This is a genomic window from Sphingobium sp. FG58 (genome assembly GCF_057809055.1).
Genome location: NZ_JBMDJF010000003.1, coordinates 372,812 through 382,645, shown reverse-complemented (window position 1 = coordinate 382,645; position 9,834 = coordinate 372,812). Strand labels below are relative to the sequence as shown.

Here is a 9,834-nt window from a genome sequence, read left to right as displayed (position 1 = left end):
GTCGAGAAACGTGCCACACCGGTTTCTCGACTTCGCTCGAAACGAACGGAGGGCGGGTTGCTATCTCAAATTGTGACGCTCTGCGTGGCTGAAACTATTGGCGGCTTGCGCTCTGCCTGCAGCATCGCAATGCTCTGCACCCTAATCCCTGCTCGCGCGTTACCGCGTCTCCTTCCCCAAACCTGAAAGGCTCCCCTGATGCGCGTCGCGATCGAGGCGATACTGGATTATGACTTCGCCGAACCGACCGATGTGCTGCTGGCGGTGGAGGCTGCCGCGCTGCCCGACCAGCATATCGTCAGCCAGTCCCATATCATCAACAATGCAGGGCCATTGACCAACAAGGTCGGCGGCAGCGGCGTCGGGCGGCGGACCTGGACCCGCACCGGCACCGGGCGGATGCTCAGCACCTACCGCGCCACGGTGGATGTCGAACGGCCTGTGGTCGATCTCGCCAGCCTCAACAAAAGCCCGCTCCCCAGCCTGCCGGAAGAGGTGCTGCCCTTCATCTGGCCCAGCCGCTATTGCGAAGCCGATCGCTTCGTCAGCTTCGTCTGCGGCCATTTCCCCGATCTGGAGGGCGGCGCACTGGTCGCGGCACTGCGCGACTGGGTGCAGGACAATCTCATCTATGTGCCGGGCAGCTCCGATGGCGCGACCACCGCCGCCGACACCTTCGTCGCGCAGCAGGGCGTCTGCCGCGATTATGCCCATCTCACCGCCGCGCTGATCCGTTCGCGCGACATTCCCGCCCGTCTGGTGTCGGTCTATGCCCTCGGCCTCGACCCGCCAGACTTTCACGCTGTCGTCGAAGTCTGGCTCGACGGCGCATGGCACATTGTCGATTCGACCGGCCTCGCCCCGGTCGAAACCATGGTCCGCATCGCCGTCGGCCGCGACGCCACCGACATCGCCTTCATGACCGCCTTCGGCAACGCCATGATGAACGCCCAGTCGATCCTGGTATCCCGCGTGGACGAATAAGACAGTTTGAGGGGGCGGAGTCGCCCGCTCCCTCAATAATCCTTCGAATAGCGCAGGTTCGCCGACGACCCGGCATTGGTGCCCGTCTTGGACAGCAAGCTCAGCGTCTTGGACAAAGCGATCTCCAACTGGGTGGCGGTAAAGCCCTTGGAGTCGGTGATCACCTCGACGTAAACATTGTTCGAGATATGCTGCCCCACCGCGAGTGAGGTGCCGCGTCCGGTCGCCTCGTCGCCCCCGACGATACCGATGCGATCGACCCCCGACGCGCCCTGCAACTTGCCCATCGGGTTCAGCCCGCCACTACTGCCACGCAGGCCATTGAGCGCAGCCGCCAGCTGCACCGCCTGCATCGCCGACAGGTTCGCGACATTATCGCCAAACAATATGCGCGACAGGATCTCGTCCTGCGGCAGGGTGGGGTTGGAGATGAACGCGATGTCGGGCTGCTGCGCCGATCCGCTCACCTGTATGCCCGCCGTCACCGTGTCGATCCGGGTCTGCGCCTTGATCGCCAGCACCGGGTTCAGCATCGGCCCGTTAAAGGTGATGACACCCTGTTCCAGATCGAACTGCTTGCCCGAAAAACTGTACCGCCCGCGCAGCACTTCCAGCCTGCCGACCACGCGCGGATTGGCGGTGGTCCCGGTCACCCGCATCGCGGTTTTCCATTCCGAATCCAGCCCCATGCCGGTCACGTAAATCTCATTGTCGGCCCGCAGCCGGATATCGAGTTTCCAATCGGTCGGTTTCGCCGCCGCCTGCCGCGCGGCCATGCGCTGGTCCAGAATATCCACACCCTCGCCCTTGCGCCGCACGCCCTGCAACTGGCGGATGTCGGTGCCACCCTGCCAGGCGACCTTGTAACGGGTTTCGGGCAGGGTGAGGTCGCCCTTGATCAGGCCGCCATTGGCCGGACTGTTGGTGATCGCCATCGTCCCGCTGACCACGCTGGTGATCGCTTCGCTGCGCGCCAGCCGCGCGCGGTCGAGCGCGATGGCGATGTTCATCGGAAAACCGCTGTCGGCAGCGAGCCCGACCGTGCCGGACGCCTTGACCGTGCCATCCCCCGCCCGCCCGGAAAAATCGCGTATCTCCAGCCGGTCGTTGGTGAAGCGGCCGTCCAGCCGCATCTGGGTAACGCGGGTGCCGAACGTCTCATTCTCATAGGTCAGGGCATTGGCGCGGACGATGCCGTTGACGCGCGGGTCGGTGAGCCGTCCGCTAAAATCCGCCGCAACCGCCAGCCCGCCGGTCAGTTGCTGGTCAGCCAGCCCCGCAAAGGAGAACAGAACATCGGCTGGCCCGGCATAGCGGATACCCCCGCCCAGCGGTGCCGCCTGCAACTGCTCGCTCCAGCTGGCGCCGGGTCCGGGCGGGGCAAGCGTCGCGACGAACCGCCCCAGCGTGGACGTGCCGCGCCGGATCAGCCCGCGCAAATCGCCGCCCGCGCCCGACAGTTTTCCCTCCATATTCATCGACACCGGATCGGACACGGCGGTCAGGCTGGAGCGGCGGAAATCGGCGATGGCGAGCCGCGTCGTCGCGGTCGGGAAAGCATTGCCAGTCTGCGCGAAATCGAGCGTCCCGGTCGCCTTGCCGCCAATGCCGAGGCCCGGCGCAGCGATGTTGATGATGGCGAGATCAAAATCCTTGAACCGCGCCTGCATGGCGGTGCTGCCACCAAAGCGCCCCGCCAGATCGACCTTGCCCTGCGGCAGTACCAATGTGGCCGGTTCCAGCCGATAGCCCGCCGGTTCGGTGCGGATGATCGCCGGGTTGGCGAGACGGAAGGGGATATTGCCCGCCTTGCCCTGCAACACCACGGCATAGAGGTTGGGCCGCAACGCCGTATTGGCCGCGATCGAGAATGGCACGCCACTGGAGCCGTCGGCCACGAGCTGCGCCTTGCCGCGCCCGCCCTGATAGTCGATCTTGGCGCGCCCGGTGCGCACGACATAATCGCCATAAGCGGCATTGGCGATCTGCACATCGGCAACGATGCGCGGCTGATCGGTCAGGACCATGGAAGCCGTCACGATGGCGCGGCCAATCAGCACCTCCGCGTCGCCGGGCAGCTTGGCGTTGCTGGCGGTGGCGTTGACGTCCACCCCCTGCGCCTTGCCGACCGCGGTCAGCCGCACCGCGCCGGTGATGCCCGACCCGTTCATGCTGAGCTGCCCGGTAAACGGACCGGCTGCACTTTGCTGCACCGTGCCTGCCATATCCACCCCGGCGAAGCGCGCCTTGGCAATATCGATCGTCAACGGCCCCTTGGCGGTGCGGATCAGCACATTGGCGAAGAAGGGACCATAAGGCGATCCTCCGGTCGCTTCGAGCCGATAGCCCGCGGCCTCACCATTCAGCTTCGCCACCACTTCGGACAGTTGCACGCCGACATTGGGCCGCGCCGCGCGCAGCACCGCCTGCGGCCGCTCCATCGTCCCCCGCACGGTGAGCGCCAGCGGGCCATATTGGCGCGACGAAGCCGTTGCGTCGAACGCGATCTGGCCGTCGGTGTCATAACTGCCCGATCCCGACTGGATCGTGAAATTGGGCGCTGCACCCTTCAGCCCCGCCAGTATGAACTTGCCCTCCGGCGTCATGCCGATGCGCCCGGTAGCGACCGCATTGCCGCCCAGAAAATCGCGCACGGACGCATTGTCCCAGCGCGCCGTCCGCACACCAAAGCGACCCGACAGGCCAAAGCCGCCCCTGGGTCCGGGGACCAGCTCGACATCGGTGTTCAGGTTGACGATTCCGACCCCGTCGATCCGGTAATCATTGACCCGCCCTTTCAGCGCCCCGCGATAGAGCGCGTTATCAAGGTCCGCCAATATGATGGCAGTCGCGTCGACCCGGTCGCTGTCGATCTTCAGATTGTCGCTGATCAGCTTCCCGCCCGCATAGGCGAAATCGCCCTTCACCCGCAGATTGTTCATCAATCCGCCCGCCGCTGCATTCAGCCCGGTCACCCGGCTTGCGGTTGCGCTGACGGGAATGCGAATACGATCGGCGTCGATGACCGCGCGGCCGCTGGCTTTCAGATTCTCGATCCCGGTCGCGTCGAACGCCAGATATTTGGCGGTAATGTCATAGTCGATGAACGGCGTCGCCATCGGCCCGTCCAGGATGATAGCGGCGCGCACGTCGCGGCCCTTCACCTTCTCCATGATCGCGCCGGGGGTCAGCAGCGCGGCGTTGATCCTGAGCGCGTTGAAGCGGCTGGTGCCAAGGTCGATGATCCCCTGTGCATCGGCGGTCAGGGCTGGCGATCGCACCGTGCCTTTCAGATTCACCCGCCGTTCGTTGAGGCCTGCGAACAGATCGACGTCCAGCTGCGGCCCGGTCAGGCGGTCGACGGTCCCTGCCATGACCAAGCCCGGACGCACCGGCCCCTTGGCAGTGAAGGCGCCATCCCGCGCGGCGATGGCGATATTGGCGAGTTGCCCCTTGGGACTGGTCGCAATGATGCGCCCGTCCCAGGCTTGCCACGTCCCCTTGCCATCCAGCATCGCGGTCATGCCGTCGGTCAGACCGGACATGGCGGCAATCACCCCGCCCTTGGGCGCGGTCAGCGTGCCGCTCATGGCCAGGCGGTTTTGCGCGGGGACTGCGTCCAGCTTGGCCTGCAACCGGTCGCCGCTGTCGACGATCGCGTCGGCGGACAGGATCGCCCGGCCATCGGCGATATGGGTCACGCCATCGATCGCGATTTCCCGCTTCTGGCCGATCACCGGCCTGGCGAGGATGAACTTGCCGATCTTCATCCGGTCGACGTCAATGTCCAGGTCCGGCAGGATCGGCGCGTTGGGATCGGTCGGGGTAGCGTTGAACTGCGGGCTGCGCGCCAGCACGACCAAAGGCGTTTCGAGCAGGCTGACCGAGATATGATTGTTCACATAGCGAAACGGCTTCCACACCACATGGACGCGGGGTGACACCGCAAACACGCCCTTGGGATCGCGCAGGATCAGGTCGTGAATCACCATGTCGCTATAGACCGACCCGTCGATCCGCCCGACCTCGATGGCCATGCCCGATTCGAGCTTCAGCGCAGCAATCTGCTGGATCAGGAAGCGCTTGCCCGGCTGGGTGTTGAGACCCAGCAGCAGCCCCGCCGCCAGCACCACCAGCGCGACGACAAGGCCGACGACCCCGATCGCGATCTTCTGCCACAACGGGCGACCCTCGCGGACGATGACGGTCTGGGCGGGGACAGTCTGGGTAGGAGTGTCGTCCTGCGTCATTAGAAAGCCTGCCCGATGCCGATATAGAGGGCGAATTTGGATTCGCCCGGCTGCCGGTTGATCGGCATCGCAATGTCGGCGCGGAAGGGACCGAAATTGGTGTAGAAACGCCCGCCTATGCCCACGCCATAGCGCATGTCGGAAAATTTCGGGATCGCGCTATCATAGACCTGACCCGCATCGACAAAGGCGACCGCACCATAATTGCCGAAGCGATAGCGACCCTCGACCGCAAATTCATTGACCGACCGGCCACCGACCGGATCGTTATTCGCGTCTTTCGGCCCCAGTTCCTGATAGCCATAGCCACGCACCGATCCGCCCCCGCCCGCATAGATGCGCCGCGATGGCGCGACATCGTCGCGCCCCACGCCGCTGATCGTGCCGAGTCGGGTGCGCGCGGCAATGACCAGCGCATCGGACACCGGATAATAGCCGGTCAGGTCGAACGTCCCGCGCACATAGGGCGACACATTGCCCTGCAAAGAGGCTTCGGGCGACACGCGCACACTGGCGCGGAAACCCTTGGTCGGATTGAGCAGATCGTTGGACCGATCATAACCGACCTGCACCGGCAGCGCGCCGATGAAATAGGTCAGCCGCTTATTCTGGCCGGTCGCTGGGTCGATCGTCGTCTGTTCGTTCGACAGCAATATTTCCGCGCCATAGCTATAGGTCCAGCGCTTCTGGAAGATCGGCGTCGATTGCCGCGCCCAGCTGATGTTCAGCCCTGCGGTAAAGGCTTCATAGGCGTCATATTTCTGATGGTTGATCAGCGCACCGGCCTGAAACGTCTTGTCGCGCTTGCCCGCATTGGAGCGGCGGAACGTGCCCGACACACCCTGTTCCTGCGTGCCTGCGACCACGCCCGCGATCAGCGCGCCTTCGGGCGGGAACAGGTTGCGGTGGGTCCACGTCCCCTCCGCCCGGAAACCCTGACCCGTGCCATAGCCCAGCTCGCCCGCCAGCGTGCGCGGCGGCCCGGCATCCTGTTCGACATGCAGATCGACATATTCGGTGCCGTCCGGCCCGGCCTCGTTGGTGCGCACCGGATCGACCGCAACGCTGGAGAATAGCCCGGTCGCGACCAGCGCCTTGCGCAGGTCGTCCACCTTGCGGCTGTCATAAATCTCGCCCGGCTTATAGCGGCGGATCACCTCCATATGATCGGCACCAAAGGCCTGTTTCTCGCCGCTGGTGGTGATCTTGCGGAACGTGCCGCGCGGGCCGGTATCGACCGGCAGCCTATAGTCGCCGGTTACGGTCGCGGGGTCGAGCAATATGTCGCGCTCCCCCACCTTGGCAAAGGCATAGCCCTGTTCGGGCAGCCGCAGCGCGACATTGGCCTCCGCCCCCTCGACCGTCGCCGCGACGATATAGTCGCCACTCTTGAGCGGCAGGCTGTCGCGCGCGAGTCCCGGCGGCACCGTCGGCCCGGCGGTCACGACGATATCGCCCAGCTTATAGCGTTTGCCCGGCGTCACCGAAACCACGGCAGTCAGCGTCCCATCCCCGGTCTGGTCCAGGCTGGCGAGCGCGGTCGCGTCATAATAGCCCTCGGAATAGAAAAGCCGCACCGCCAGCTTTTCATCCTCCTGCGCCCGCGCCTGCACCATCGCGGCGGTCTCCGCCTTGCCATCGCCGTCGATCAGCGCGGACGCATCGCGGAATGCGTCCTCAAGGCCCGTTTTGCCGAAACCCTCGATCCGGGTGGCGTAGCGGATATCGGGCGTCTTTATGTTCGGGTCAGTGTCGGCCGCGACATTGGCGGGTACGGTCACGCTGTCGAGCGCGGGCAGGGGTTGCGCCAGTTCTGGCTCCTGTACCGGCTCCGTCGCGGCGGGCAGCTCTGCTGTCGCACTGGTATGCGGCATTTGCTGGTCGATCCAGCTGTCGATCGAGGGCAGGCGCGCGTCAAACTGGTCGTCGGGCAGGATCGGCGCTTCGGCTTCGGGCGGCGTCGCTGTCTGTGCCATCAACGGCAGGGGGGATGCGGTCGCGATGAGGAGGCCCAACATGTGCCGGACATGATGCGCCTGTCGTCTGATCATATGTCCGTCATGCCCCTTTGGTCGCCAGCCCTGTAGATGGCCGACGAACCTGCAATACGCGCAAGGCGTTGCGGCGGTTCCGTCGAGCGGACGATTCGCCGCGACGGCTCGCGCTTCCCTCCATGCTTCCCAGAGTCTAGAGCGGCGGCATGACATTTGCGCTCAACGTCTCTCGCTCGATCACTGGCCAGCCCTGGAAATGGCGGGGGGAGGGGGCGGATGCGCGCGAACCGGGCTATCTGCCCGACGATCTGGTGACGCAATTGCTGCTGGCGCGCGGCTGCCCGCGCGAGGCGCTGGAGGCGCACCGCAACCCCACCATCCGCGCCTTCATGCCCGATCCCAGCCTGTTCCGCGACATGGACGCTGCTGCCGATCGGCTGGCCGACGCGGTGCAGCGGGGCGAGGATGTGCGCATCTTCGGCGATTATGACGTCGATGGCGCGACCAGCGCCGCGCTGCTCATCCGCCTGCTGCGCGATCTGGGGTTGGCGGCCAAGCCCTATATCCCCGACCGGCTGATGGAGGGCTATGGTCCGTCGGGCGAGGCGCTGGTGCGGCTGGCGGGCGAGGGCGCAACCCTGATCGTCACGGTCGATTGCGGCGCGCAGGCGTTCGAGGCGCTGGCCATGGCGCGCGAAACCGGGGTCGATGTCGTCGTGGTCGATCATCATAAATGCAGCGCAGCGCTGCCCCTGGCGCTGGCGCTGGTCAATCCCAACCGGCTGGACGAGGGGGATGAGGCGGCGACCCACGGCCATCTCGCCGCGGTCGGCGTCGCCTTCCTGCTCGGCGCGGCGCTGGTGCGGGTGCTGCGGGCGCGCGGCTGGTTCGCGACGCGGACCGAACCGGCGCTGATGGAATTGCTCGATATCGTCGCGCTGGGCACCGTGGCCGATGTCGCGCAACTCAAGGGGCTGAACCGCGCCTTCGTCGCGCAGGGGCTTAAAGTGATGGCCAGGCGCCGCAACATCGGCCTCGCCGCGCTGATCGACGCCAGCCGCCTGACCCGCGCGCCGCTCTGCCATGATCTTGGCTTTGCGCTGGGGCCGCGCATCAATGCGGGCGGGCGCGTGGGGCAGGCGGATCTGGGCGTGCGGTTGCTGACCACCGACGATCCAGCCGAGGCCGCAAGGATCGCCGAGCAGCTCAATCAATATAATGAAGAACGGCGCGCAATCGAATCGACCGTCCAGGAACAGGCCGAGGCATTGCTGGCCGCCCAGGGCAATTGCGCCGTCGCAGTGATCGCCGGGCAGGGCTGGCACCCTGGCGTCATCGGCATTGTCGCGGGCCGTATCAAGGAAAAGGCCGGGCGACCCGCCATCGTCATCGCGCTGGATGAGGATGGCGTCGGCAAGGGATCGGGCCGGTCGATCAGCGGGGTCGATCTTGGCGCGGCGGTGATGGCGGCCAAGGATAGCGGCCTGCTGGTCGCGGGCGGTGGCCATGCGATGGCGGCGGGGCTGACCGTGGCGGCGGACCGGGTCGATGCGCTGGCCGATTTCCTCGACGATCGCCTGTCCGCCGCTGTGGCGCGGGCGCGTGACGATCGGGCGCTGCTGATCGACGCAGTGCTGGCCCCCGCCGGGGTCAATCCCGACTTCATCGCCGCGATCGAGGCAGGCGGTCCCTATGGCGCAGGCTGGCCCGCCCCCCGCATCGCCGCCGGGCCGATGCGGGTGATCAAGGCCGACATCGTGGGCAATGGCCATTTGCGCGCGATCATGGGCGGGGAGGATGGCCGGTCGTTCAAGACCATCGCTTTCCGTCAAGCCGAAACCGATCTGGGCCAGGCGATATTGGGCGCGCCACGCGACCGGCGCTTGTGGGTTGCGGGCCGCGCGAAGATCGACGATTGGGGCAGTCGCCCGGCCGCCGAACTCCATCTGGAGGACGCCGCCTGGGCCGATTGAGTGCGAAGCCTCCCGCCACACGCAAAAGGGGGGTTGACCCCTGCGCCGTCTCCTCCTAATGCCCGCCTCGCTTCGCAGCGCCATCCGGTGGCGCCGCCAACGGCCCCTTCGTCTAGCGGTTAGGACGCGGCCCTTTCACGGCTGAAACACGGGTTCGATTCCCGTAGGGGTCACCATCAAGCAGGCAGGCGCACGGTCGCCGGGTCGCGATGGTGTGAAGATGGGTGTTTTCCACGTTAATCCGTAGTTTACCATGGTTGACCTTGACGGGTCTTAGGGTGCAACATTGCTGTCATGAAAAAGGCAGAGGGTGCATTGTTGACCATCAGCGAGCTGGCGGGTGAACTGGGTCTGCCCCAGCATATATTGCGCTATTGGGAAACCCGTTTCCCGCAGCTGCGCCCGCTCCAGCGCTCCGGCAATCGTCGCTATTACCGCCCCGCCGACGTGGCGCTGGCCCGCCGTATCCACGACCTGCTCAATGTCGAAGGTTTCACCGTCAAGGGCGCGCAGAAGATGCTGGTCGATGGCAATGGGACGACCGTGCCTGATACGCCTGCCCAACCGGCTGACGATGTGCTGAGCCAGTTGCAGGCGATCCGGTCGACGCTGGCCCGCGCGATCGGCGAATAG

At 65.7% G+C, this 9,834-nt stretch carries 5 protein-coding genes and 1 tRNA gene; 4 read left to right on the top strand and 2 right to left on the bottom strand.

What is annotated here, in order from left to right; all coding sequences use genetic code 11:
* The first annotated feature begins 198 nt into the window (after window positions 1-198).
* On the top strand, window positions 199-984 hold the full coding sequence (locus ACODR8_RS06625; RefSeq protein WP_489006479.1) for a transglutaminase-like domain-containing protein: 786 nt from the start codon (window positions 199-201) through the stop codon (window positions 982-984).
* A gap of 32 nt (window positions 985-1,016) precedes the next feature.
* On the opposite strand, the gene ACODR8_RS06620 is transcribed toward ACODR8_RS06625, so the two are convergent.
* Complete coding sequence (locus ACODR8_RS06620; RefSeq protein WP_489006478.1) at window positions 1,017-5,234, bottom strand: translocation/assembly module TamB domain-containing protein; 4,218 nt, start codon at window positions 5,232-5,234, stop codon at window positions 1,017-1,019.
* Window positions 5,234-7,285, bottom strand: coding sequence for an autotransporter assembly complex protein TamA (locus ACODR8_RS06615; protein WP_489006477.1), 2,052 nt, complete (start codon window positions 7,283-7,285; stop codon window positions 5,234-5,236). Before ACODR8_RS06615 ends, ACODR8_RS06620 begins: the two co-directional genes overlap by 1 nt.
* A gap of 149 nt (window positions 7,286-7,434) precedes the next feature.
* Between ACODR8_RS06615 and recJ the strand changes: the two genes are divergently transcribed.
* The 3 genes from recJ (at window position 7,435) to ACODR8_RS06600 (ending at window position 9,834) form a co-directional block, all read left to right on the top strand.
* Complete coding sequence (gene recJ, locus ACODR8_RS06610) at window positions 7,435-9,201, top strand: single-stranded-DNA-specific exonuclease RecJ (RefSeq protein ID WP_489006476.1); 1,767 nt, start codon at window positions 7,435-7,437, stop codon at window positions 9,199-9,201.
* 101 nt (window positions 9,202-9,302) lie between these two features.
* Window positions 9,303-9,377, top strand: a tRNA-Glu gene (locus ACODR8_RS06605).
* Window positions 9,378-9,495: 118 nt separating this feature from the next.
* Window positions 9,496-9,834 (top strand): MerR family transcriptional regulator, encoded by a 339-nt coding sequence (locus tag ACODR8_RS06600; RefSeq protein WP_489006475.1) that lies wholly within the window; start codon window positions 9,496-9,498, stop codon window positions 9,832-9,834.